We start from the raw sequence: 24,755 nt of genomic DNA on the forward strand, positions 1-24,755 counted from the left end.
GGTTTGACGACGACTGTGAGCGCAGGCGTCTGATTTATATTGACGAAATACAGCCAGGTACCAGTCTGCCGAAGTGGAGGAGGAGAACTTTTATCAATGCCTTGTCTTCGGTAAAGCAGTCTTCTGTGGGCTGCACAGAGATTTACAAATCCCATTTTTTAGACAACGAAAGGAGTTGACATCATTGAAAACGATTGGATTATTAGGTGGCATGAGCTGGGAGAGTACAGTTACGTACTATCAGATCATCAATGAGACCATCAAGGAGAAGCTTGGCGGACTGCATTCGGCCAGGATTTTGCTATACAGTGTGGATTTTGCAGAGATTGAAAAATGCCAGTCCGAGGGAGATTGGGAGAAGAGCGCGGATATTTTATCGGAAGCTGCCCGGAATCTGGAAAAGGCGGGGGCTGATTTCATTGTGATCTGCACTAATACTATGCATAAGGTGGCGCCGGAGATTCAGGACAGGATACATGTACCTGTCATGCATATCGCGGAGGCTACCGCCGAGGTTCTGAAGGAAAATCAGATCACAAAAGTTGCTCTGCTGGGTACAAAGTACACTATGACTCAGGATTTTTATAAGAAGAAACTGGAGGAAAACGGTATTACAGTGTTGATTCCTGATGAGAAATCCATTGAGATTGTGAACCGTGTGATTTATGATGAACTGTGTCTGGGTATGATATCGTCCGGTTCCAGAGAACAATATTTAAAAATTATTGATGCGCTGGCTCTAAAGGGCGCACAGGGGGTAATTCTGGGATGTACGGAAATCGGACTTTTGGTGCATCAGGAGGACACTTCACTGCCGGTTTTTGATACGACACAGATCCACGCCAGAAAAGCGGCCCTGGCTTCGATTGATCAGGAATGACTTGGACGGTCTGCTGCTTGAATTTATAGAAAAACTTTCCGGATCTTCCGGTCTATTTCCCTCCCCGGCCGCATATACTGCATTAGTATTGGGGAGGGATTTTTCATGGAAAAAAATAATATATATCAGGATATCTCAGCAAGAACCGGCGGTGAAATCTATCTGGGTGTGGTGGGTCCGGTGCGAAGCGGCAAGTCCACCTTTATCAAACGGTTCATGGAATTGATGGTTCTCCCGGAGATTGCCGACGAGCATGAGCGCCAGAGGGCCATGGATGAAATGCCCCAGAGCGGTACCGGGAAGACCATCATGACCACGGAGCCGAAGTTCATTCCGAAGGAAGCGGTGGAGCTTCCCATGGAAGATATGAAGGTAAAGGTGCGCCTCATTGACTGTGTGGGATTTATGGTCATGGGCGCCGGCGGACATCTGGAAAACGGGCAGGAGCGTCTGGTGAAGACGCCGTGGTTTGATTATGAGGTGCCGTTTACCAAAGCGGCGGAATATGGCACGAGGAAGGTGATCCGGGATCATTCCACCATCGGGATTCTGGTGACTACCGACGGCTCGTTCGGGGAGATTCCGAGGGATTCTTATGTGGAAGCGGAAAAGCGGACGGTGGAGGAGCTGAATGCCATCGGAAAGCCGTTTCTGGTACTCTTAAACAGCGACCGGCCGTATTCCAAAGCGACGCAGAATCTGGCGGAAAATCTCACGAAGGAGTACCGCACCACGGTGATGCCGGTCAACTGTGATCAGCTCAGGAAGGAAGACATTCTGGAAATCATGAAAAATGTACTGCTGGAATTTCCGCTGTCTTCTGTGGGCTTTTATCTGCCGAAATGGGTGGAGACTCTGCGGGATGACCACTGGATGAAGAAATCCATTCTGGATCTCATGAGAGAATATCTGACGGATAAGGAGAAGATGAAGGATATCTATCAGAAACCTGTTCCTCAGAACGAATATATGGAATCTGCCAAAGTGGAGAACATCCATATGGATACCGGGGAAGTGGAAGTGAGAATTCAGATCCGGGATTCCTACTATTATGAGATCCTCTCAGATCTAACGGGAATTTCCATCAAAAGTGAATACCATCTCATTCGGATCATGAAGGAACTTTCCGAGAAAAAGAAGGAATTCGAGGAAGTTTCTCAGGCGCTCACTGATGCCAGAGAAAGGGGATACGGCGTCATGAAACCGGTGCTTTCTGAGATTACGCTGTCGGAGCCGGAAATTGTCAAACATGGCAGCAAATTCGGCGTGAAAATCCGGGCTGAGGCGCCGTCCATTCATCTCATCCGCGCCAATCTTTCCACGGAAATCGCCCCGATCGTCGGAACGCAGCTGCAGGCGGAGGATTTGATTACATACATCCGGGAGCAGGCGGGCGGAGACCCGAAGGAAATCTGGAATGTCAATATCTTTGGAAAGACGCTGGAACAGCTGGTGGATGACGGTATTTCCGGCAAAGTGACAAAGATCAATGAAGACAGCCAGGAAAAGCTGCAGAGCGCCATGGAGAAAATCGTCAACGAGAGCAGCGGCGGTCTGATCTGTATTATTATCTGAGCAGGGAGAGAAAATTCTTCGAGGGTGTAAAAGATGGCATTGGCCGGTCTTAGATCTGGTATTGACCGGCTGTGATACATCCATGCCGCTTCGAAGGATTTTTTCTTTGCTTTTTCCAATGAAGATGCTATAATGATGAAAAAACGTTCGAAGAAAAGGAGAGGGACTTTTGAGAGTAACGATTTATACCGACGGCTCAGCCAGAGGCAATCCGGGACCGGGCGGCTATGGAACGGTGCTTCTTTACACAGATGCAAAAGGGAACTGTCACCGCAGAGAGCTGTCCGGAGGATTTAAGCAGACGACCAACAACCGTATGGAGATACTGGCCGCCATTGTGGGGCTGGAGGCGTTGATCAGACCTTGCCAGGTTGATCTTTACTCGGACTCTCAGTACCTGGTGAAGGCCTTTAATGAACACTGGATAGACGGATGGAAGAAAAAGAACTGGATGAGAAACCGGACAGAACCGGTGAAGAATACCGATTTGTGGAAGCGCCTGCTGACGGCCATGGAGCCCCATACGGTCAGCTTTCACTGGGTAAAAGGACATGCGGGACATCCGGAAAATGAACGGTGTGACGCCCTGGCGGTGGCGGCGGCGCTGCAGGATGATCTGCCGGAAGACGGAGGAATGTACCTGGAATGATACGGAGATACATTTTTATCCCGGACTGCGGGATATCACAGCCATGGGGTGCCAATCTCCTGTCTGCGTGAAAGACGGACAAAAAAGTTTCCGAAAAGAGACAAAGAAGACGAATTGTGAAAAGTTTTTGGATGAATTTCACAAAAAATTACGAAAGAAGTGCTTTTTTTTCTATTATATGTTATACTGATATGAGATATGACACAGGACTATTTCAGTGGGAGGTGATGATATGGAGATACAGCTATGGCGGGAACTGCTTGACCCTTACCAGCTTGCCGTAGACGAGATGGTGGTGAAGTTCAATCATGTTATTACAGAGCACAGAACCCGGGGATTGTATTCTCCAATTGAATCTGTCGAAGGAAGATTAAAAAGTATTGTCAGCATTCTGGATAAGATGAAACGGAAAGAGATATCCATGAATGATATTGAAGAGAAGATAGAAGATATTGCCGGCATCCGGTTGAATTGCCAGTTTGTGGAAGACATCGACCGGGTGGTGCATATGATCAAGGAACGCACGGATATGGTGGTGAAGTGTGAGAAAGATTATATTAATCACATGAAGGCCAGCGGATACCGCAGTTATCACATCATCGTGGATTACACGGTCAATACCATCAAGGGGCCCAAGACCTTGAGGGCGGAGATACAGATCCGGACCATGGCCATGAATTTCTGGGCGACCATCGAGCATTCCCTGCAGTACAAATACAAAGAACATATTCCGGATTACGTACAGCAGAAGCTGATTGACGCTTCCCGGGCCATCATAGAGATTGACAAAGCCATGTCGGATGTCCGGGATGAGATTATGGATGCGCAGAATTCTCACCAGAAGAAGGAGAATCTGGTGAAAGATATTCTCAATAATATTCAGAATCTCTATAAGGTGGCCAACAAGAGAGAGGTCACGAAGATTCAGGATGAATTTTATAAAGTCTATGTGACAGATGATATGATGCAGCTGCAGCATTTTGCCAGCCAGCTGGATATTATTTCAGAAGGATACCAGACCCAGAGCCTGACATGATGGAGGACAAAAGATGCATTTGCCAGAAGAATTTGAACAGAAAATGCGAAAGCTTCTCGGAGAGGACTATGACAATTATGCAGGCAGTTTTGCCAAAAAGTACGGGCAGACATTCAGGGTGAATCAGTTAAAGACACAACCGGCGGATCTTTTCCGCCGGTTTGCTGTGAAACCGGTTCCGTGGTGCGAAAATGGATTTTATTATGACGGGGAAGAACGCCTTTCCCTGCATCCATTTTATTACGGGGGAGCCTATTATATACAGGAACCATGCGCCATGGCTCCTGCTTCTTTTTTGCCGGTAAAACCGGGGGATAAAGTACTTGATCTGTGTGCAGCGCCCGGCGGAAAGACCACGGCGCTGGCGGCGAAGCTGCAGGGACAGGGAGTTCTCATCGCCAATGATATCAGCATTTCAAGATGCAAGGCGCTTCTTAAAAATATGGAGATGGCGGGAGTAAAAAACGCCCTGATCACCTGTGAGACGCCGGAGCGTCTGGCGGAGCGGTTTGCGGGATATTTTGACTGCGTGCTGGTGGATGCGCCGTGCTCCGGAGAGGGAATGTTCCGGAAGGAGCCTTCCATGGCAGCGGAATGGTCGCCGGAGGAAGTGAGGCGTTACAGCGATCTGCAAAAGGAGATTCTCGGACAGGCGGCGTCCATGGTCCGTCCCGGCGGATATTTGCTATATTCCACCTGTACCTATTCTCCGGAGGAGGATGAACAGGTGGTGGAGACTTTGCTGAGAGGGGATAATGCGGAGAATTTCCGGCTGGAATCTCTGCCTCTTTATCCCGGTGTGGATGAAGGACACCCCCGGTGGAGTAAAAGCGGAGAGGAAAGTCTCAGATACTGCCGGCGGTTCTGGAATCACCGGGTGGACGGCGAAGGACAGTTTGCGGCGTTGTTCAAAAAAGAAGAACGGCCGGGAGAAGAGACCGGCGGCAGTCGGTTCTCCGGAGAGAGCAGCCGTCCTGGAAAACAGCCGGGCCAAGGTGCAGCGGCCGCTTCAGCCGGAACCGGAGATATGACAATGACAGCTGTTCCGTCCGCAGCGGATGAAAGAACGACGACGGCTTTGAATGTAGCCGGGGCGACGACAGACCCGGCGGCAGGTGGACGGCGGGAGAAAAAACGCAGGAAAAATGCCAGAAGGAATCCTCTGTCAGACGGCAGAAAAACAAATACAGGGGGCGGCAAAAAGAAAAATGCCCCGGAGGCCCCGGGGGCTGCCGGTATGTCCGGAGAAATGCGGCAGTTTTTTGAAAAGTGCCGTCTGGAGATTCCGGAAGAACGACTGCAGTTTATAGAGGAGAGGGTTTTCCTGCTCCCGGAAAACTGTCCGGACATGCAGGGACTTCGGGTTGTCCGTTCCGGTCTCTATCTGGGCGACTGCAAGAAGAAACGTTTTGAGCCGGGGCAGGCGCTGGCCATGGCCCTTCGTCCGGAAGACTATGAAAATATTGTGACATTTTCTCCGGAGGATATCCGGGTGGAAAAATATCTGCGCGGAGAGACCGTGGAGGCCGGCTGCCGGGATGGCTGGGTCCTCATCTGCGTGGACGGTCTTCCTCTGGGCTGGGGGAAAAGTAACCGCGGAAATATCAAAAATAAAATTGCGCCGGGCTGGCGGAAAATGTGACAGATAAAGTGAAGGAGAACAACCATGGAACGTATGCGGCTGGATAAATATCTGACCCAGGCGGCGGGGCTTACCCGCAGCGAAGCGAAACAGTATCTGAAAAAAGGCAGAGTCTGTGTGGACGGTGAAGTGATAAAGAGGCCGGAGACAAAGGTGGATGCCGGGCTTGTTCGGGTGACAGTGGATGGGAAGCTCTGCAGTTATGAAAAATACACCTATCTCATGCTCAACAAACCTCAGGGGGTCATCTCCGCCACCGAGGACGGAAGGGAACGCACGGTGCTCGACCTGGTCCGGGAACCGGTCCGGGGATTGTTCCCTGTGGGACGACTGGATAAAGATACGGAAGGACTTTTGCTTTTGACCAATGACGGCTCTCTGGCCCATGCGCTTCTCTCGCCGAGAAAGCATGTGGACAAATGTTATTACGCCGTTTTGGACGGGCCGGTGGGGCGGAAAGAGCAGGATGCCTTTGCGTCAGGGCTTGATATCGGAGATGAGAAGCCGGCTCTGCCGGCAAGACTCGTGCCCGCGCCGGAAGGACAGACGGGGACTGGAGCTTTGGAAGCGGAGCAGGAAAATGTTTTCCGGCCGGAAGGACAGGCCGGGACGGAAAAAAACGGCGTGTTGATTACCGTTCAGGAAGGGCGGTTCCATCAGGTCAAACGCATGGCAAAGGCAGTGGGAAGAGAGGTACTTTATCTGAAACGCATTTCCATGGGTAGCCTGCAGCTGGATGAGAATCTGAAACCGGGGCAGTACCGCCCTCTGACCGGGGAGGAAGTACAGGCTTTAAAAAGAGAGATAACGGACAGAAAGTGAGAGCAGGATGGACAGACAAAGAGGCTTTTTGCCGACCAATAAAAATGAAATGAAGGAGCGTGGCTGGGAACAGGCAGATTTTGTCTATATTTCCGGAGACGCTTATGTGGATCACCCTTCTTTTGGGATGGCGATCATCACAAGACTGCTGGAAAACGCAGGCTATAAGGTGGCGGTGATCGCCCAGCCGGACTGGAAGGACGACGCCAGCATCACCGTCTGTGGCGAACCGAGACTGGCTTTTCTCGTGTCGGCGGGCAACATGGATTCCATGGTCAATCATTATACTTCCGCCAAAAAAAGACGGCATCAGGATGCCTACACGCCGGGCGGCGGATTTTCCAGAAGGCCGGACCGGGCGGTGATCGTTTACAGCAATCTGATCCGGAAAACTTATAAAAAGACGCCGATTCTGCTGGGAGGCATCGAGGCCTCTCTGCGCCGGCTGGCTCATTATGATTACTGGAGTGACTCCGTAAAACGTTCTGTGCTGCTGGATGCCGGCGCTGACCTTTTGATGTACGGCATGGGGGAACATTCGGTGCTGGAGATTGCCGAGGCGCTGCAGGCGGGGATCCCGGTGAAGGAAATCACCTATGTGCGGGGAACGGTATTTCGCTGTCACAGTCTGTCGGAGCTTTCCGGTGAGTATGAATTGCTTCCGTCTTATCCGGCAATACTGGAATCAAAGGAAGAATATGCCAGAAGCTACTACCGGCAGTACCAGAATACGGACGCTCTGACGGCAAAACGTCTGGTGGAGCCATATAAGGAGAAGGAATATGTGGTACAAAATCCTCCGGCGCTGCCTCTGACCACGGAGGAGATGGACGAGGTCTATGCCCTCCCTTATCAGAGAACCTGGCATCCTTCTTACGATGCACAGGGCGGCGTACCTGCCATTCAGGAAGTGAAGTTTTCGCTGGTCAGCAACCGGGGATGTTTTGGCGGCTGCAGTTTTTGTGCCCTTACCTTTCATCAGGGAAGGCGTGTGCAGGTGCGCAGCCATGCATCCATTCTCCGGGAAGCCAGGGAGATGACAAAGGACCCGGATTTTAAGGGATACATTCATGACGTGGGAGGGCCGACGGCGGATTTCCGTCATCCAGCCTGCAAAAAACAGCTGGAAAAGGGCGTCTGCAGTCACCGGCAGTGTCTGTTTCCGGAACCTTGTCCGAATCTGGACAGCAGCCACCGGGATTACATTTCTTTATTAAAGAAGCTGCGCCAGGTGGACGGAGTGAAAAAGGTATTTATCCGTTCCGGCATCCGCTTTGATTATGTGCTGGCGGAAAACAATCAGGATTTTCTCCGGGAACTCTGCGAGTATCATGTGAGCGGACAGCTGAAAGTGGCGCCGGAGCATATCAGTGATCCGGTGCTCGCCATGATGGGAAAACCGGCCAACGATGTATATGAGCGCTTTGTCCGGCAGTATCATGCCATGAACCGGCGTCTTAATAAGAAACAGTTCCTGGTGCCGTATCTCATGTCCTCCCATCCCGGTTCCGGACTCAAAGAGGCCGTGGAGCTGGCGGAATATGTCAGAGATCTGGGGTATATGCCGGAACAGGTGCAGGATTATTACCCGACGCCGGGAACGATTTCCACCTGTATGTACTATACGGGCCTTGATCCACGGACCATGAAGCCGGTCTATGTGCCAAGAAGCGCCAGGGAGAAGAAAATGCAGCGGGCGCTCATACAGTACCGGAATCCGGATAATTACGCGATTGTTAAAGAGGCATTGCTGGCGGCAGGACGGGAAGATTTGATCGGTTACGGAGAGAAATGTCTGATCCCGCCTCGTCCGGGACACGGGAAGAAAACATCCGGAAAGGAAGGAAACGCAGAAAGGCGATGGTCCGGAAAGAGGGGGACAAAAACGCAGACAAAGAAGAAAAAGACCATCCGTCATGTGCATAAGAAGAAAAAACACGGATAAGGAGGAGTATTATGAAAATTGGGATTATCACCGGGGCCTCCTCCGGTATGGGGAAAGAATTTGTGAAGCTGACCATGAGTGAACAGTTGAATCTGGATGAAATCTGGGTGATTGCCAGAAGAAAGGACCGGCTGGAGGCATGGCAGAAACATTATACAGAACAGACATTCCGGGTGCTGCCGCTGGATATGCAGAAGCGGGAGGATCTGGCGGTCTTAAGAGAAGAACTGCAGAAGGTGCAGCCGGAAATATCACTGATGATCCACTGTGCCGGTTTCGGCATTATGGGAAGAATCGATGAGATTGATGTGGAGGAACAGCTGGAGATGGTGGATGTCAACTGCCGCAGCGTGGTGGAGCTGACGACCATGGTCCTGCCTTATATGGAAAGAGGCGGCAGGATGATCTATGTGGCGTCTTCGGCGGCGTTTCTTCCTCAGCCGGGCTTTGCCGTGTACTCGGCGACCAAGGCTTTTGTGTTAAGTTTTGTCAGAAGTCTCCGGGTGGAGTGCAGGGAGCAGAATCTCGGCATCACGGTGGTCTGTCCGGGAGCAGTGAAGACGGAGTTTTTCAAGCGGGCGGCAGAACAGAAACATCTGCCTGCTTACAAGAAGATGGTAATGGCAGATCCGAAAAAGGTAGTAAGAAAGGCGTGGAGGGATAACATGGCCGGCAGGGAGATTTCTGTGTACGGAAAGCCAATGAAGCTTTTTCACACGGCGTCCAAGGTGCTGCCCCACAAGGTATTCCTGCATTTTATGGGAAGACAGAAAAAATGAGAGAAATTATCGTGACAAAAGCGGAAGCAGGACAGCGCTTCGACCGCTATCTGCAGAAATATATGCCGGGAGCCGCCAACGGATTCCTTCATAAGATGCTGCGCAAAAAAAATATCAAGCTCAACGGCAGGAAAGCCGAGGGAAAAGAAAAAATCAAAGAGGGCGATGCCATCCAGATTTTCTTTTCCGAGGAAACGCTGGCGAAATTCACCGGCATGTCCGCCGGAAGCAGAGCAGTCCCGGGAAAGGAAGGAACCGGGGCGGGCACAAACGGGGAGACGGCCCCGGAACAAAAGAAAACCGGACAGAGCCAAAACGGGCAGAAAAGACCCGGGCGAGTGGTGTCCGGCAGCGGCAGAACAGAGGAAGAAAAGGCGCTGCGCCGCCAGGTCCGCCTGCTCTATGCGTCGGAAGATATTCTGATTTTTCATAAGCCTGCGGGGATGCTTACCCAGAAGGCAAAGCCGGGGGATGATTCCCTCAATGACTATCTTTTGGATTACTGCCGGGAAACCGGTATTATAAAAGAAGAAACAACGTCGGTATTCCGGCCTTCTGTGGCCAACCGGCTGGACCGAAATACCAGCGGAATTGTCCTGTGCGGCATTACGACGAAAGGATTGCAGGTTTTGAGCCGGCTGCTTCGGGAGCGGGGACTGGAGAAGTATTATCTCTGCCTGGTCCGGGGCGTCATAAAAGAGGACAGAAAGATCAAAGGATGGCTGTACAAAGATGAGAAAAAGAATACGGTCACCCTGTCCCGTCATCCGGAAAAAGGAGCTGCGCCGGTGGAAACCTGGTATCAGGTGCTGGCGTCGTCGCCGTCGGCGACACTTTTAAAGGTGCGCCTGATCACAGGCAAAAGCCATCAGATCCGCGCCCATCTCGCGTCAGAGGGACATCCGGTTCTCGGTGATTATAAGTATGGAGACCGCAGAGAAAATGATCGTCTGAAGCGAAAGACCGGCGTCAACTACCAGATGCTTCACAGCTATGAGCTGAGAGCGCCGGGAAGCCCTGCATCGGAAGACGGAAAAGAACTTCACGTGATCGACCCGCCGCCGAAGCCGTTTTTAAGGGCCATGGAGGTTTTCGGTCTGTCTTCCTATATAGAATAAGAGGTAGAGTTATATGGCGACATGGACATCCAGAGGACTGAGAGGTTCCGTTCTCGAGGAAATGATCAACTACACGAATCAGAAATACAGAGACAAAAAACTGGCGCTTATTCAGAAGGTGCCGACGCCAATCACGCCGGTGCGGTTTGACAAGAACAGCCGCCATATTACCCTGGCGTATTTTGAGAAAAAAAGTACGGTGGATTACATCGGAGCGGTGCAGGGAGTTCCGGTCTGTTTTGACGCCAAGGAGTGTCACACGGATACCTTCCCCCTGCAGAACGTCCATCAGCATCAGATGGAGTTCATGGAAGAATATGAAGAACAGGACGGAATCAGTTTTCTGCTCATCTATTTTTCCCACCGGCAGGAATGTTATTACCTGCGGTTTGCTGAGCTGAAAAAATACTGGGACCGCATGAAAGCGGGAGGGCCGAAACATTTCAAATATGCGGAGCTGGAAAAAGAATTCTTTGTGCCCTGCGGAAACGGCGCGGCCATCCACTATCTGGTGACCCTGCAGAAAGATTTAAAAGAGCGGAAACAGTGAATTGACGAACGGTTTGTTTTCATATATAATACCTTTGAAATTGCGTGCAATACCAGGAGATGAGGTGAAGAGAGTGATAAAAAGCATGACCGGATTTGGCCGCAGTGAAATTGTGACCGAACAATGCAAAATTACTGTGGAGATAAAAGCGGTCAACCACAGATACTGCGATTTGAATATTAAGATACCAAAGAAGTTAAACAGTCTGGAGAACACGGTGCGGGGCGCCATCAAGAAGGCAGTGCACCGGGGCAAGCTGGATGTCTTTATCGGATACGAAGATTTGTCGGAGCATGCGGCATGTGTGCAGTTGAATAAAGGACTGGGCATGGAGTACTGCCGGGCGGTCAGAGAACTGTCGGAGACTCTGGGCATTGAAGACGATGTCACAGCCTTTCGTATTGCAAGGATGCCGGAGGTTCTGATGATCAATGACGCGCAGCTGAATCCGGAAGAAGTGGAAGAGACATTGCTTCAGGCCGTGGAGCAGGCCCTTTTGCAGTTTATGGAGAGCCGGGAGAGAGAAGGAGAGCAGCTGAAGGCAGACATTCTTCAGAAGCTTTCAGGGATGACCGGCAACATCGCCGGTATCGAGGAACGCTATCCGCAAATGGTGAGAGATTACCGGAAGAAGCTCACGGACAAAGTGAAAGAACTCCTGGCCGATTCCAATGTGGATGAGAGCCGGATCGCCACGGAAGTGGTCATTTACGCGGATAAGATCTGTGTGGATGAGGAGACGGTTCGTCTCAGAAGCCATATCAGCAACATGGAAGAGGAACTGATTCGTGGAGGCAACGTGGGAAGGAAGCTTGATTTTATCGCCCAGGAGATGAACCGGGAGGCCAATACTATTTTGTCAAAGGCCAACGATATCACAGTTTCCAACATGGCCATCGATCTGAAGACAGAGATTGAAAAAATCCGGGAACAGGTGCAGAATATAGAATAATCGGAGAACATATGGCACAGCTGATCAATATTGGATTTGGAAATATGGTAAATGCAGATAAGATCGTCTCGCTGGTGAGTACCGACGCGGCTCCGGTCAAGAGGATGATCCAGAATGCCAGGGACGAAGGAATGGCGGTGGATGCCACCTGCGGACGTCGGACCAGGACAGCCATGGTCATGGAGAGCGGACATCTGGTTTTGTCAGCGCTCACCACGGAGACCATAGCCATCCGGTGCAGAGGCGGTCTTAAAAATGAAGAGAAAGAGGAAGAAAATGATGGATAACAGAGGAACGCTGGTTGTGATTTCCGGCTTTTCCGGAGCAGGCAAGGGAACCGTTTCCCGCGCGCTGGTGGATAAATACGGGTACCGATTATCCATTTCGGCCACCACGAGGAAGCCGAGGGAAGGAGAGCAGGACGGGAAGGATTATTTTTTTAAGACAGAAAATGAATTCCTGAGTCTTATAGACTACAACGGATACATTGAGTATGCCCAGTATGTGGGACATTATTACGGAACGCCGAGAAAGTTTGTGGAAGACAGTCTTGCGGAAGGCCAGGTGGTCATCCTTGAGATTGAAGTGCAGGGAGCCATGAAGATCAAGGAACAGTATCCGGATGCGATTCTGCTGTTCATCACGGCGCCGTCCATCGAGATCCTGAAAAACAGACTGGTGGGCCGGGGTACCGAGGCGCCGGAAGTAATCGAAAAGAGAATGCGCCGGGCGGTGGAAGAAGCCGAGAGTATCGCTGTCTATGATTATATCGTCAATAACGAGGAAGGAAAACTGGAAGAATGCATGGCGCAGATTCATTCCATTATTGAAAGCGAGTCCTGCCGTGTGAGCCGTAGAAAAGATTTTATCGAAAGTCTGAAGAGTGGTTTAAAGAAGTATCAGTAATGATTGCAGAAAGGAGATTAGCATATGTTACATCCGTCTTATACAGAACTTATGGAAAAGATCAACAGTGAGGAATACCGTGGAGAAGAACCGGCCATCAACAGCCGTTATTCCATTGTCATCGCCACTTCCAAGAGAGCAAGGGAGCTGATCGGAGGGGCCAAACCGCTGGTGGACGGCGTGGAAGGAGAAAAGCCGCTTTCCATCGCGGTGAAAGAACTTTATGACGGCAAGATCAAGATCCTTCAGGATGATGAGGAAGTTGATTTTGATGATTCCCTGGATCTGGATGGCGAGATGGATGATATCGCGGAAGCCGGAGATGAGGAATCCGATGAGATTGATTTTGAAGGGGAAGCCGGCGAAGCGGGCGAATCCACCAATGAGACAGAAGAATAAAAGATGGGGCAGACACCGGAAAATGGGTGTCTGCCTTTTGCTTACCGGAGTACTTGTCATCCTGATGATGATTCTCATTTTTTCCTTTTCCGCCCAGGATGCCACAGAATCCTCGGGATTAAGCGGCGGAATCTGCGGGAGGATTGTCCGCGCGGCGCAGGAGATCTTTGGCCTGGCCATGAGCCCGGAACAGGCGAAACGGTGGAGTCAGCTGCTGGAGACGCCGGTACGGAAGCTGGCGCATTTTACAGAATACGCGGTCTTTTCTTTTGTGACCTGCGTGCACGGACTTATGCTGCGCCTGGCCTTCGGCCATCAGGGAGTGCTTCGTCAGGCCTCCGGCCGCAGCGGGAAACTGTGCCGGAAAACTGAGCGCCGGGACAGGGAAAAAGCTATTTTAAAAAAAGGCAGAAAAGCTCTGGCAGAATTTTTCCCCATGTTTGCCAAAACGGTGCCCTTCTGTATCCTGTATGCGGTCACCGACGAGATCCACCAGTATTTTGTGCCGGGCAGAAGCTGCCGGCTTTTTGATGTGGGCGTGGATTCTCTGGGAATCCTGTTCGGGGCGCTGCTGTTTTTATTGACGGTACAGACACAAAAGGTTAAAATATGGATAAAATGGATAAAAACGCCGGAATATCAGGACGGCGTCGCAGAAAGGATGAACACCATGAAATGTATAGAGTTATTAGAAGGACTTTCTTATAAATGCCTGCAGGGCGATGTTCAGACGGAGGTATCCGCCGTGGTCAATGATTCCAGAAAACTGGCGGAAGGATGCATGTTTATCTGTGTCAGAGGAGCATCTTTTGACGGTCATACCTTTGCAAAAGAAGCAGCCGAAAAGGGCGCCGCTGTGCTGCTGGTGGAGGAACCGGTGGAAGTGCCGGAAACGGTGACGGTGATCCAGGTGGAGGATACCCGATATGCCATGGCGCTGGTTTCCGCCGCCTGGTTCGGACATCCGGACAGAGAGCTGACCACCATCGCTGTGACCGGAACCAAGGGCAAAACCACCACCACCTATATGATTCAGGCACTTCTGGAGAAAGCCGGACACAAGACCGGCGTCATCGGAACCATTGAGGTGGTGATCGGAGATAAACACATTGCTGTCAATAATACTACGCCGGAATCTTATGATATCCACAAGTATTTCCGGGAGATGGTGGACGCCGGCTGCGAGGCTGTGGTGATGGAAGCGTCCTCTCAGGGATTTAAGCTTCATCGTACGGCGGGCATTGAGTTTGATTACGGCCTGTTTACCAACCTGTCGCCGGACCACATCGGGCCAAATGAGCACAAAGACTTTGCGGAGTACCTTTCCTGTAAAGCAAAGCTTTTTACCCAGTGTAAAAAAGGCTTTGCCAATCTGGATGATGAACATTTTGCAGAGATTACCGCCCACGCCACCTGTCCGGTTCATACTTTCGGGCTGGCGGAACACGCGGACCTGCGGGCGCAGAATATCGAGCTTACCAGAGACACGGACTTCCTGGGAGTGGACTTTGACGTGAGCGGCCTTTTAAACGGCAGAGTGTCCTGCGGTGTGCCGGGAACCTTTAACGTCCATAATGCTCTGGGCGCTATCTGCGTGGCCCTGGAGATGGGAGCGGATCTTCCGATGATCAATGAAGTCCTCAGAAAGTTTACCGTTAAGGGAAGGGTACAGATCATTCCGACCGGCTATGAGTACACGCTGATCGTGGATTACGCCCACAATGCGGTGGCTCTGGAGAGCATTTTAAAGACTCTCCGGGAGTACCATCCGGCAAGACTCATCAGCCTGTTTGGCTGCGGCGGCAACCGCTCAAAACTGCGGCGTTTTGAGATGGGGGAGGTGTCCGGACGTCTGGCAGATCTCACCATCATCACTTCTGATAATCCGCGGTTTGAGGAACCGCAGGCGATCATGGATGATATTTTAACTGGCATGAAAAAGACCGACGGCAAATACATTTCCATCATTGACCGCCGGGAAGCGATTTCTTACGTGATGCATCACGCACAGCCGGGAGATATCGTGGTGCTTGCCGGAAAAGGTCATGAGACCTATCAGGAGATCAAAGGGAAAAAATATCACATGAGCGAAGAAGAGATCGTTCAGGATGTTTTGGATGGAAAATATTAAAACTGGTGAGGAAAACGGGCGAAAACCGGATCCGAAACCAGATAACATCTATGACAGAAATTGTATGGTAACAGATAAAGGAAATGAAATGGGAGAAGAAATCTTTGCAGATATTATCATAGATATTTCTCATGAGGCACTCGACAAGGTATTTCAGTACAGGGTGCCTTTTTCCCTGCGCGGCCAGGTGGTGCCGGGAGTCCGGGTCTGTGTGCCTTTTGGCGCCGGAAACCGGGAGAAAGAGGGGTATGTCATCGCTCTTACGGATCAGCCGGATTATGATGTGAACAAAATCAAGGAAATCCTTCGGATAGCGGAGGGAAGTCTCACGGTGGAGTCCCAGCTGATCCAGGTGGCGGCCTTTCTAAAAAAGCGGTATGGTTCTTCCATGCTCCAGGCGCTGAAGACGGTGATGCCGGTCAAAAATAAAGTAAGGCACCGGCAGGAGACAAACATTTTTTTGAATATAGAAAAGAATGATGCGGAAGAGCTGTTGGCAGAATGGGAGCGTAAGCACCGCACGGCCCGGGCGCGTTTTTTTAAGAGTCTCCTTGCGAAAGGCAGATTGTCCAAAGAGGAAGCTGTGAACGGGTGCAGATTTCCTCTTAAGGAGATAAAGAAACTGGAGGCTGACGGAGTGATCCGCATGGAAACAAAAGTTGCGTACCGGGATCCGTTTTCACAGTTTCAAAAGAAAGACACGCACATACAGCTCAACGGGGAACAGCAGGCAGCGGCAGACAGGTTCCGGCGGGATATGGAAGCAGGCATCTGTCACACGTATCTGCTATTCGGAGTGACCGGAAGCGGCAAAACGGAGGTATACCTCGACATGATCGAAGCGGTGCTGGCCCGGAAAAAGCAGGCCATTGTACTGATACCGGAGATTTCCCTGACTTATCAGACGGTACGGAGATTTTATGAGCGGTTTGGCGGCCGGATTGCAGTTCTCCACTCCCGCATGTCGGCCGGGGAGCGCTCTGACGCCTGTGAGAGAATCGCTGCGGGAGACGCCGATGTGGTCATCGGAGCGCGATCTGCGCTCTTTGCTCCGGTGAAACAGCTGGGCCTTATTATCATTGACGAAGAGCACGACGGTGCGTACAAAAGCGACAGCACCCCGAAATACCACGCCCGGGAGACGGCCATTTACCGGGCTGGTCTGGCCGGAGCCAGCGTGGTGCTGGGATCTGCCACTCCGTCGGTGGAAAGTTTTTACCGGGCGGGAAAAGGAGAGTATGTTTTACTGACACTGAAAAACCGGGCGGGTAACGCTGCCCTGCCGGCGGTGCGGACGGTGGATCTTCGGGAAGAGTTCCGGAAAGGAAACCGTTCGGTGTTCAGCGAAGACTTAAAAGAGAAAATGCGCAGCCGTCTGGCCCGGGGAGAGCAGATGATGCTGTTTTTGAACCGGCGGGGGTTTGCGGGTTTTGTCTCCTGCCGAAGCTGCGGCACGGTGATCAAATGTCCCCACTGCGATGTGTCCCTCACCTATCACAGAAACGGAAGACTCCGCTGCCATTATTGCGGGTATGAAACCGCGTTTTCCAGACAGTGTCCCGTGTGCGGACAGCCTCATGTGGCGGCTTTCGGACTGGGAACCGAGAAAGTGGAGGCGGCCCTGTATGAAGAATTCCCCGGTATCCGGGTGCTGCGGATGGATATGGATACCACCCGCAGGAAAAATGCCCATCAGGAGATATTAAAAGCCTTTGCCCGGGGAGAGGCCGATGTGCTTCTTGGTACCCAGATGATCGTCAAAGGTCATGATTACGCCAATGTGACGCTGGTTGGGATTCTGGCGGCGGACCTTTCCCTCTTCGGACAGGATTTCCGCAGCGGTGAGAGAACCTTTCAGCTTCTGTGCCAGGCGGCCGGACGGGCCGGCCGCGGGGAAAAACCGGGAGAGGTGATCATTCAGACTTACTCGCCGGAACATTACGCGATCACCGCGGCTGTGGAACATTCCTATGAGGCGTTTTACGAGCAGGAGATTGCCTACCGGAGCCTCATGGCTTATCCGCCCTGCTCGCATCTTTTGGTGATCTTAGTGCAGAGCGGCGACGAATCTGCGGCCCTTCTGGCGGCCATGCGGATTCAGAAAATGATCGAGAAAAGTCAGGAGGGGGAGGAAAGGCCGGTGCAGCTGCTGAATCCCGGGAAGGCGGCCATCTCGAAGCTGCGGGACCTGTACCGTCAGGTACTTTACATGAAACATCCGGAGGCCTCCCGGCTGGAAGAGCTGAAGGGACGGCTGGAGCCGGTGCTGGAGACGCATCCCCTGTTTGCGGGAATTCAGATACAGTTTGATTTTGATCCCATGGGAATGTACTGACCCCAGGGGCATGAGAAACGCGCCGGGAAAAAGGCCGGCGTTTATGGGCCGGCATCTTCGCAGGATGAAATTGCCCTTTGGCCGGAGACTACGCCGGACTTTACGGAAGTGCCCGGGTATGGTATGATGAAGGCCGATGATAAATATGGGAGGTTCTGATCCAGGCAGCTTTCCCATAAATAAAAACAAGAGAAAAGACAGGAGATATGGAGAAATCCATATTTGACATATAAAGGAGGAAGAAAATGGCTATTCGGAGAATTCGCTTTATCGGCGATGATATTTTAAAAAAGAAATGTAAACCGGTGACAAAGATGACACCGGCCACAAAGGAACTCATTGAGGATCTGTTCGACACCATGTATGAAGCGAAAGGTGTGGGACTGGCAGCGCCGCAGGTGGGAATCCTGCGCCGGATCTGCGTTGTTGATGTGATGGATGACGATCCGATCGTTCTGATCAATCCGGAAGTGCTGGAGACTTCCGGCGAGCAGACCGACGACGAGGGCTGTCTGAGCGTGCCGGGCAAGGTGGCGGAAGTGACCAGACCGAATTACGTGAAGGTATCCTCCCTTGATATGGATATGAATCCGGTCATTTATGAGGGAGAGGGCCTCAGGGCCAGAGCCATGCTCCACGAGATGGATCACCTGGACGGTATCCTTTACGGCGAGCGGGCCAGTGAGCCTTACAGAGATTTGGAAGAAGAGGAAGAATGGGAAGAATGAGAATAGTATTTATGGGAACACCGGAGTTTTCCGTCCCGACGCTGGAGGCGCTCATTGCTCACCATGAGGTGATCGGCGTCGTGACGCAGCCGGACAAACGAAAAGGACGGGGGAAGGCCATGGCATTTCCTCCGGTAAAAGAGACGGCTCTTGCCCATGGCATTCCGGTTTATCAGCCGGTAAAAGTGCGGGAGGAAGCTTTTGTGGAGACGCTGCGGGAGCTGGCGCCGGATGTGATCGTCGTGGTGGCTTTCGGACAGATCCTGCCGGAGAGCATCCTGAACCTGCCCAAATATGGCTGTATCAATGTTCACGCTTCTCTGCTCCCGAAATACCGGGGAGCGGCGCCGATGCAGTGGGCGATCATTAACGGGGAAAAGGAGACGGGCATCACGACCATGTACATGGCAAAGGGACTGGATACCGGAGATATGATTGAAAAGGTTGTGATTCCCATTGCGCCGAAAGAAACCGGAGAGACACTTCATGACAAGCTGTCAGCAGCGGGCGGAACGTTGATACTTTCAACCCTTGATAAACTGGAAGCCGGTACGGCGGTGCGGATTCCGCAGAATGACGAGGAGAGCAGCTATGCAGGTATGCTAACCAAAGAGCTGGGAGAGATTGACTGGACGAAGAGCGCCGTCTCCATCGAGAGACTGATCCGGGGCTTAAATTCCTGGCCGAGTGCCTACACGCACATGAACGGCAAGACATTAAAGATCTGGGACGCTGATGCGGTGCCAGAACAGACCGGCAGCGAAGAAGACGACGGCCAGGCAGCACAGCAGCCGGTAAAGGCCGAAGATGCGGCGCCGGGCACAGTCACCGATGTGAAGAAGGACTGCTTCTATGTGCAGACCGGTGACGGATTGCTGAAAGTCAACGAAGTACAGCTCCAGGGCAAGAAACGGATGCCGGTGCAGGCATTTTTGCTGGGATATCCGGTAAAAAAGGGAATGGTATATGGCAGACAGGATTAATATGAGAGAGGAAGCGCTGAACGTTCTCATGAATATGGAGAAGACAGGAAGGCTCTCCCATCTGGTCATGGGAGAGGCGCTCATGCGGCTGCAGTTTGCTCCCAAAAATGAGCGGGCCTTCTTTACCATGCTCTGCGAGGGCGTGACAGAACAGCGGATTTATCTTGATTATGTTCTGGACGCTTTTTCTAAAACCAAAATGAAAAAATGCAAGCCACTGATCCGGAATCTCCTGCGTCTGTCGGCCTATCAGATTCTCTTTATGAATGTGCGGGATGCGGCTGCCTGCAGTGAGGCGGTCAACCTGGCGAAAAAGCGGGGATTTCGCAGCCTGTCCGGGTTTGTCAACGGAGTGCTGCGGACTCTCACACGGGAAAAAGAACATCTTCCGCTGCCGGACCGCAAAAAGGATCCCGGAAAGTATCTTTCAGTCCGGTATTCCATGCCTCTGTGGCTGGTGGAACTGCTGACAGAGCAGTATGGGGAAGAAGATACGGAGACGATGCTCGCTTCTTTCCTCACGGCCAGACCGACCACCATCCGCGCCTACCTTTCAAAGACAGAGCCCCGGAATCTCCGGAAGTCTCTGGAAGAAAGCGGTGTGACCGTGGAAGAAGGCCGGTATTTCCCGTATGCCTTCCGGATTTCCGGGTATAATTATCTGAATAAAATCCCGGCGTTCCGGCAGGGACTTTTTGTGATTCAGGATGAAAGTTCCATGTTTCCGGTGGAAGTGTCCGGTATCCGGGCCGGTGACAGAGTCCTTGATCTCTGTGCGGCCCCGGGAGGAAAGACCTTCCATGCGGCGGACCGGACCGGGGAGAACGGACTGGTAATTGCAAGAGATTTGACAGAATATAAGACAGAATTACTGCAGGAAAATAATGATAGAATGAAATATCCGCAGGTAAAAATCGAACAGTGGGACGCCACAGAATTTGATACTTCTCTGGAAGCGTCCATGGATGTGGTGCTGGCGGATCTTCCATGCAGCGGGCTGGGAATCATGGGACGAAAAAATGATATCAAATATCATCTGACCAGGGAACAGCTTGACGAGCTGGTGGATTTGCAGCGAAAGATTCTTTCGCTGGCATGGAAATATGTGAAGCCGGGCGGCACTCTGATTTTTTCGACCTGTACCCTGAACCGGCGGGAAAATGTGGAGAATGTCCGGTGGATCGAGGAGAATACGCCCCTTCGCCGGGTGTCTGTGGAAGCCTGCCTGCCGGAGGAGCTTCGCGGCCGTACCGGAGAAGAGGGATATCTGCAGCTGCTGCCGGGCATCGACGGCTGTGACGGCTTTTTTGTGGCGAAGTTTACAAGAGTATGATAAAAGCTTCTGGCCGGGCTGCGGCGGGAAATACGGGAGTATTTTGCTGCAGCAGATGCAGAGAAGGAGTTATCAGCGCAGAACAGCAGACAGAAATTGGAGGAAAATGATGGAGAGCTTTACAGATATCCGTTCTATGAATATGGAGGAACTCACAGCGGCCGTGACAGCGGCCGGAGAGAAAAAGTTCCGGGCGAAACAGATATACGGCTGGCTGCATCAGAAGCTCATACGTACCGGAGATGAAATGAAAAATGTGCCGGCATCCTGCCGCCAGACCATCCTGAAAGACCATCCTCTTTATGGGGTGACAGAAGTGGAGCGGTATGTATCGAAGATCGACGGCACCACAAAGTTTCTTTTTGAGCTGCATGACGGAAACATCATAGAGAGCGTGCTGATGAAGTACAGACATGGGAACTCTGTGTGCATTTCCTCCCAGGCCGGATGCCGGATGGGATGCCGGTTCTGTGCCTCCACCCTTCTGGGACTGGAGAGAAATCTGTATCCGTCGGAAATGCTTGACCAGATTTACGCCATTCAGAGAGCCACGGGGGAGAGAGTTTCTCATATCGTGGTGATGGGAACCGGGGAGCCCTTTGATAATTTTGACGCGCTGTGCCGGATGATCGAGCTGGTAAGTGATGAAAATGGTCTGAATATCAGCCGGAGGAACATTACGGTGTCCACCTGCGGTCTGGTGCCGAAGATTTATGCATTTGCCGATACGTATCCTCAGGTGACGCTGGCGATTTCTCTTCACGCGCCCAATGACGCCATGAGAAAAGAGCTGATGCCAGTGGCAAACCGGTATTCCATGAAAGAACTCATGGAAGCCGCCGCTTACTATGTGGAAAAAACCGGCCGGCGGATCACGTTTGAGTACAGTCTGGTGAAGGATGTCAACGACAGAAAAGAACACGCCGAGATGCTGGCGGCCCTGGTGAAGGGCCTGAACTGCCATATCAATCTGATCCCGGTGAATCCGGTAAAAGAGAGAGACTTCCGGCAGTCGGAGCAGAATCATATTCAGGCGTTTTTGCATATATTGGAAAAACATCATATTCAGGTGACCGTCCGCAGAGAGATGGGCAGAGATATCTCCGCCGCCTGCGGACAGCTTAGAAAAGGATATAAAGAAAGGAGTGGGAATGGATGAAGTCCTTTGGAATCACGGATATCGGAAAGAAAAGAAAAGTCAATCAGGACTATCTTTTCTACTCTGATGAGCCGGTGGGCTGTTTTCCAAATCTTTATATCGTTGCGGATGGAATGGGAGGCCATAAGGCCGGAGATAAGGCGTCCTCCTATTCTGTGACAAGATTTGTGGAACTGGCGAAAAAGGCGGAAAAGGAACTCCCGTTCCTGTCCATGGAAAAATTGCTGCAGCAGGTGAACGCTGAGGTGTACCAGATGTCCCGCAGAGAGGAAGAATATGCGGGCATGGGAACTACCTTCGTGGCTGCCACGGTGGTGGATCATGTGGTCTATGTCATGAATGTGGGAGACAGCCGTCTGTACTATTACGACGGAACACTCCGGCAGGTGACCATGGATCATTCTCTGGTGGAGGAACTGGTCCGGGCCGGAGAGCTTGACCGGGCGGAGAGCCGGAATCACCCGCAGAAAAATATCATAACTAAGGCAGTGGGCGTGGCGGAAACGGTTCAGCCGGATTTCTTCATGCTGGATATTGCCGAGGGACAAAAGATCCTGCTTTGTTCGGACGGACTGTCCAACATGGTAGATGATGACAAGCTGGAAGAGATCGTGGCGCAGCAGGGCGATATCAGCGAGCAGGCGCAGGAGTGCGTCAATGAAGCTCTGTTTTACGGCGGCCTTGATAATATCGCCGTAGTCATCGCCCAGTGCGGAAGCGGGAGGTGACTGGTTTGATTCAGACAGGAATGATTTTAGGAGGAAGATATGAGATCCTTGAACATATCGGCTCCGGAGGGATGGCCGATGTGTACAAGGCAAAATGCCGTAAATCCAACAGTTATGTGGCTGTCAAAGTGCTTCGGAAAGAATACAGCGACGACGAGACGCTGGTCCGGAGGTTTAACTCGGAAGCCCGTTCCACCGCGGATCTGAATCATCCGAATATAGTGAGTATCCTGGATGAGGGAAATGACCAGGGCATCCACTATATTGTCATGGAACTGGCAGAGGGGATGACGCTAAAACGCTATATCCGCCGGTACGGGAGACTTTCCGTCCGGGAGACCGTGGATTTTTCCATCCAGATTGCCAGCGGTATACAGGCGGCTCATGAGCACAATATTGTGCACAGAGATATCAAGCCACAAAATATCATCGTCTCAGACAGCGGCAAGATCAAGGTGACGGACTTTGGCATTGCCAAAGCTGCCACGGGAGATACCATTGCCTCCAGCACCATGGGTTCCGTGCGTTACCTGTCGCCGGAACAGGCAAGAGGCGGATATTCCGACGCCAGAAGCGACATCTATTCCCTGGGTATCACCATGTATGAGATGGCCACGGGGAAGGTGCCTTTTGACGGGGAAAATACGGTGGCCATCGCGTTGATGCATCTTCGGGATGAGATTGTGCCGCCGAGAAATTATTTCCCGGATATACCAGTGAGCCTGGAAAAGATTATTTTAAAATGTACGAAGAAACGTCCGGAGGAGCGGTACCAGACGGCAGCGGAACTGATCGCGGATCTGCGCCAGGTTTTTACCTCTCCCGACGGTAATTATGTTTATATGAATCCGCAGGTGGATGACAGTCCCACAAGAACCCGGTCAGAGGAAGAAATCGCCCAGATTAAGAAAACCCTCACAGGAGAGAGTGAGCGGGACGGGGAGGAGACTCCGGATGAGATGCAGGGACAGTCCACGGAAAAAGACGGAGAGGATTACGAAGACGACGATTCCGTTCACCCGAAGATGGAGAAAATGATCATGGTCATTACCATCGTGTTTGGAGTTCTTCTTGCCTGTCTGGTCTTTTATTTCGTCGGCACATCCACCAATCTTTTGAAATTTACCGGCAGCGGTACGGTGGAAAGCACCACAGAAGCGCCGGAGAGCACCACGGATACCCCGGCCGAGGAGGAGACGGAGGCCACAGAGGCCAAAAAATATGTGACGCTGCCAAGTTTCATCGGAATGACACGGACAAAGGCCAAAAACCAGGCAGAAGAGCTGTCTCTGAGCGCGAAGTTTGAGTATGCGGACGGTGTGGATAAAGACAGCGATTCCCTTGTAGTCGTGGATCAGGATACCGAAGAGGGACGGGATGTCCTGGAAGGCTCGACGATCACGCTGACTCTGGGTCTGGATGAGGACGACGAGGAGAACGCGCGGATTGAAGTCCCTCCTCTGATCAATTACGAGGAAGATGATGCCATTGAGGAACTCAATTCTCTGGGGCTGGAGGCAGAAGTTGTCTACGCCAACAGTGACACGGTAGATAAGGGGTATGTGATCCGCCAGACGCCGAAGGGAGGCAGTATGGTAGAAAAAGGCTTTACGGTGACCATCACAGTGAGCCGCGGCGTCTCCCAGGTGGAAGTGCCGGATTTATATGGTGTCAGCCAGGAGGCGGCAGAGAAAGAACTGAACCGTCTGGGACTGGTTCTGGGAAATGTATCCAGCGATTACAGCGGTTCCGTCGGCGTGGGCGATGTATTTCAGCAGAGCATCAAGTCGGGTACCATGGTGGACAAGGGTACGAAAGTTTCCATCACCGTGAGTCTTGGCGAGCAGGAATCCTACCACTATGCGGGAACAGTCCAGGTGTATGACTCCCCGTTTGAGGAAGGGGAAACCGGAGATATTGAGCTGGTACTGAAACAGGGGAATTCCACTAAGACCATCTACTCAGAAGAGGATGCCGATTCGGATTCCTTCCCGGTGGACGTTGCTTTTGAGAGCGACAGCGGCAGAGACGCCACAGTTTTATTCTATGTCAACGGACAGGAGTACAACAGTTACCCGGTGGTCTGGGAACGGGTGGCAGATTAA

22 protein-coding genes are annotated in these 24,755 nt (G+C 51.8%); all 22 read left to right on the plus strand.

The features are described 5' to 3' along the window. Window positions 1–184: 184 nt before the first annotated feature. The 22 genes from B5E53_RS13275 to pknB all read left to right on the plus strand — a co-directional run bounded on the left by B5E53_RS13275 (window position 185) and on the right by pknB (window position 24,755). A complete protein-coding gene (locus tag B5E53_RS13275; protein WP_087315827.1) occupies window positions 185–880 on the plus strand; it encodes an aspartate/glutamate racemase family protein in 696 nt (231 codons plus the stop codon). Window positions 881–985: 105 nt separating this feature from the next. Beyond that, window positions 986–2,455, plus strand: a complete 1,470-nt coding sequence (gene spoIVA / locus B5E53_RS13280; RefSeq protein ID WP_087315829.1) for a stage IV sporulation protein A — start codon at window positions 986–988, stop codon at window positions 2,453–2,455. Between the two features lie 169 nt (window positions 2,456–2,624). Beyond that, a complete protein-coding gene (gene rnhA, locus B5E53_RS13285) occupies window positions 2,625–3,104 on the plus strand; it encodes a ribonuclease HI (RefSeq protein ID WP_087315831.1) in 480 nt (159 codons plus the stop codon). Between the two features lie 232 nt (window positions 3,105–3,336). After that, complete coding sequence (locus tag B5E53_RS13295) at window positions 3,337–4,140, plus strand: GTP pyrophosphokinase family protein (RefSeq protein ID WP_087315835.1); 804 nt, start codon at window positions 3,337–3,339, stop codon at window positions 4,138–4,140. Between the two features lie 13 nt (window positions 4,141–4,153). Further along, complete coding sequence (locus B5E53_RS19800; RefSeq protein WP_087315837.1) at window positions 4,154–5,782, plus strand: RsmF rRNA methyltransferase first C-terminal domain-containing protein; 1,629 nt, start codon at window positions 4,154–4,156, stop codon at window positions 5,780–5,782. A gap of 24 nt (window positions 5,783–5,806) precedes the next feature. Further along, on the plus strand, window positions 5,807–6,604 hold the full coding sequence (locus B5E53_RS13305; protein ID WP_087315839.1) for a pseudouridine synthase: 798 nt from the start codon (window positions 5,807–5,809) through the stop codon (window positions 6,602–6,604). Window positions 6,605–6,611: 7 nt separating this feature from the next. Further along, on the plus strand, window positions 6,612–8,549 hold the full coding sequence (locus B5E53_RS13310) for a YgiQ family radical SAM protein (RefSeq protein ID WP_087315840.1): 1,938 nt from the start codon (window positions 6,612–6,614) through the stop codon (window positions 8,547–8,549). Window positions 8,550–8,560: 11 nt separating this feature from the next. Next, window positions 8,561–9,328 carry an SDR family NAD(P)-dependent oxidoreductase gene (locus B5E53_RS13315; protein ID WP_087315842.1) on the plus strand — a complete coding sequence of 256 codons (768 nt, stop codon included), beginning with the start codon at window positions 8,561–8,563 and terminating at the stop codon, window positions 9,326–9,328. Continuing rightward, entirely contained in the window at window positions 9,325–10,446 is a 1,122-nt protein-coding gene (locus B5E53_RS13320; RefSeq protein WP_087315844.1) for an RluA family pseudouridine synthase, read from the plus strand. Before B5E53_RS13315 ends, B5E53_RS13320 begins: the two co-directional genes overlap by 4 nt. A 13-nt stretch (window positions 10,447–10,459) precedes the next feature. Beyond that, window positions 10,460–10,996, plus strand: coding sequence for a Holliday junction resolvase RecU (locus B5E53_RS13325; RefSeq protein ID WP_087315846.1), 537 nt, complete (start codon window positions 10,460–10,462; stop codon window positions 10,994–10,996). Window positions 10,997–11,060: 64 nt separating this feature from the next. Continuing rightward, window positions 11,061–11,948, plus strand: a complete 888-nt coding sequence (locus tag B5E53_RS13330) for a YicC/YloC family endoribonuclease (protein WP_343215652.1) — start codon at window positions 11,061–11,063, stop codon at window positions 11,946–11,948. Window positions 11,949–11,959: 11 nt separating this feature from the next. After that, window positions 11,960–12,235, plus strand: a complete 276-nt coding sequence (locus tag B5E53_RS13335; RefSeq protein WP_087315848.1) for a DUF370 domain-containing protein — start codon at window positions 11,960–11,962, stop codon at window positions 12,233–12,235. Then, window positions 12,225–12,854 carry a guanylate kinase gene (gene gmk / locus B5E53_RS13340; protein ID WP_343215653.1) on the plus strand — a complete coding sequence of 210 codons (630 nt, stop codon included), beginning with the start codon at window positions 12,225–12,227 and terminating at the stop codon, window positions 12,852–12,854. Before B5E53_RS13335 ends, gmk begins: the two co-directional genes overlap by 11 nt. A gap of 24 nt (window positions 12,855–12,878) precedes the next feature. Then, window positions 12,879–13,253 (plus strand): DNA-directed RNA polymerase subunit omega, encoded by a 375-nt coding sequence (gene rpoZ / locus B5E53_RS13345; protein ID WP_087315850.1) that lies wholly within the window; start codon window positions 12,879–12,881, stop codon window positions 13,251–13,253. Further along, window positions 13,237–15,384 carry a UDP-N-acetylmuramoyl-L-alanyl-D-glutamate--2,6-diaminopimelate ligase gene (locus B5E53_RS13350; protein WP_162611917.1) on the plus strand — a complete coding sequence of 716 codons (2,148 nt, stop codon included), beginning with the start codon at window positions 13,237–13,239 and terminating at the stop codon, window positions 15,382–15,384. The genes rpoZ and B5E53_RS13350 overlap by 17 nt, the downstream gene beginning before the upstream one ends. Continuing rightward, window positions 15,371–17,719, plus strand: a complete 2,349-nt coding sequence (priA, locus tag B5E53_RS13355; RefSeq protein ID WP_343215654.1) for a primosomal protein N' — start codon at window positions 15,371–15,373, stop codon at window positions 17,717–17,719. The genes B5E53_RS13350 and priA overlap by 14 nt, the downstream gene beginning before the upstream one ends. Before the next feature lie 245 nt (window positions 17,720–17,964). Further along, window positions 17,965–18,447 (plus strand): peptide deformylase, encoded by a 483-nt coding sequence (def, locus tag B5E53_RS13360; RefSeq protein ID WP_087315854.1) that lies wholly within the window; start codon window positions 17,965–17,967, stop codon window positions 18,445–18,447. After that, window positions 18,444–19,430: a methionyl-tRNA formyltransferase gene (gene fmt, locus B5E53_RS13365; protein WP_087315856.1), complete on the plus strand. Its 987-nt coding sequence runs from the start codon at window positions 18,444–18,446 to the stop codon at window positions 19,428–19,430. The genes def and fmt overlap by 4 nt, the downstream gene beginning before the upstream one ends. Further along, window positions 19,414–20,763 carry a 16S rRNA (cytosine(967)-C(5))-methyltransferase RsmB gene (gene rsmB, locus B5E53_RS13370; protein WP_087315858.1) on the plus strand — a complete coding sequence of 450 codons (1,350 nt, stop codon included), beginning with the start codon at window positions 19,414–19,416 and terminating at the stop codon, window positions 20,761–20,763. Before fmt ends, rsmB begins: the two co-directional genes overlap by 17 nt. 109 nt (window positions 20,764–20,872) lie before the next feature. Further along, on the plus strand, window positions 20,873–21,922 hold the full coding sequence (gene rlmN / locus B5E53_RS13375) for a 23S rRNA (adenine(2503)-C(2))-methyltransferase RlmN (RefSeq protein WP_087315860.1): 1,050 nt from the start codon (window positions 20,873–20,875) through the stop codon (window positions 21,920–21,922). Then, window positions 21,919–22,650, plus strand: a complete 732-nt coding sequence (locus B5E53_RS13380; RefSeq protein ID WP_087315862.1) for a Stp1/IreP family PP2C-type Ser/Thr phosphatase — start codon at window positions 21,919–21,921, stop codon at window positions 22,648–22,650. The genes rlmN and B5E53_RS13380 overlap by 4 nt, the downstream gene beginning before the upstream one ends. A 5-nt stretch (window positions 22,651–22,655) precedes the next feature. After that, window positions 22,656–24,755, plus strand: coding sequence for a Stk1 family PASTA domain-containing Ser/Thr kinase (gene pknB / locus B5E53_RS13385; RefSeq protein ID WP_087315864.1), 2,100 nt, complete (start codon window positions 22,656–22,658; stop codon window positions 24,753–24,755).

The sequence above is a fragment of the Eubacterium sp. An11 genome (assembly GCF_002161065.1).
GTDB lineage: Bacteria > Bacillota > Clostridia > Lachnospirales > Lachnospiraceae > Anaerobutyricum > Anaerobutyricum faecale.